Source organism: Streptomyces sp. NRRL F-4489, assembly GCF_001509485.1.
Taxonomy (GTDB): Bacteria; Actinomycetota; Actinomycetes; order Streptomycetales; family Streptomycetaceae; genus Streptomyces.
Map to the genome: position 1 here is coordinate 1 of NZ_LLZI01000163.1, position 1157 is coordinate 1157.

At 75.9% G+C, this 1157-nt stretch carries 1 protein-coding gene; it reads right to left on the reverse strand.

Going from position 1 to position 1157, the window contains the following annotated elements; genetic code table 11:
- Positions 1–213 precede the first annotated feature (213 nt).
- Positions 214–783 (reverse strand): peptidoglycan DD-metalloendopeptidase family protein, encoded by a 570-nt coding sequence (locus ADL22_RS36970; protein WP_420711561.1) that lies wholly within the window; start codon positions 781–783, stop codon positions 214–216.
- Between the last annotated feature and the right edge of the window lie 374 nt (positions 784–1157).

The following is a 1157-nucleotide window of genomic DNA, read 5'->3' on the forward strand; positions in this document are numbered from 1 at the left end:
CCTCCGCGCCCACGCCCCACGCCCCGCGCTCAAGCCCCGCGCCCGCGCCCTCCCGCAGTCCCACCCCCACCCCGGCGCGACTCCGCGCGGCTGCTACGCCGCCGCCCGTACCGGCACGCGGCCAGTCCACACGCTCCCCGCGCGCCTGCCTTCCCCGCACTCCTGCCGCTGCCCTCCTTGCTTCTCTCCTCTGCCTCTTCTTCCCTTACGGCCTCAGTGCACGGCTTTTCGCCGCTGATCACGGAGCCGTCGGCTGCCGGTCCACCGGAATCCCATCCCCCTACCCCCGACCCCGAAGCGGAGGCGGCCGAAGGCCCATAGCGCGGTGCCGCAGAGGGCGATCGCACCGACGAGGGCCGCGCCTGTGGCATCCGTCGGCGCGTCCGTGCTCTGGTGAGCCGTTGGTGCCGGCCGCTCACGATGCGAACGTGTGAGTCCAGGCTCCGGGACGGCCTTGGGTTCGGGGATGCCGAAGACCGGGAGCAGCCGCGACGGGCCGTTGCCCAGTGCCGCCGGCGGCAGCAGTGAGAGCGGGTCCAAATACGTCGCACCCCGGCGCAGGCCCCAGTGGAGGCAGGGCGCGCGGCAGTGGTACGGGCCGCCTTCCAAGATGGCGACCGGCTGCCCCGCGGTGACGCGCTGGCCCTCGCGGACGGTGGCGCGGACCGGTTCGTACGTGGTGTGCAGGGGCGGCCGGCCGGAGTCCGCCACCTCGATGGTGAGGACCCCGCGTCCCGCCACCGTCCCGGCGAACGCGATCTGCCCGGGCGCGGCGGCCTTCACGACCGCCCCCTCTGCTGACGCCAGGTCCACGCCGCGGTGCCCCGCCGCCCAGGGAGCCGGAGGCGGTTCAAAGCCGCGTAACACCGTGGGGCGCAACCCGGCCGGGCCGTCCACCGGCCAGGCCCGGTCGCCTCCCGGGCTCCGATCGTCTCCCAGGTCTCGGTGGCTGCCCGGATCCGTCGGCGCCGTGACACCCCTCAACGTGGCTGTGTCGCCCGACCCTGCCGCACTACCGCCCGCCCAGGCCGCGCTCGGCGGCCCCGTCACACAGGCGACCACCCCCGCGGAAGCGGCCACGTGGCGCAGCCCCCGCCGAACCTGGGCCGGCCCCGAACCCGAACCCGGGCCCGACCCCGCCCCCAAGGTCCCCCCAC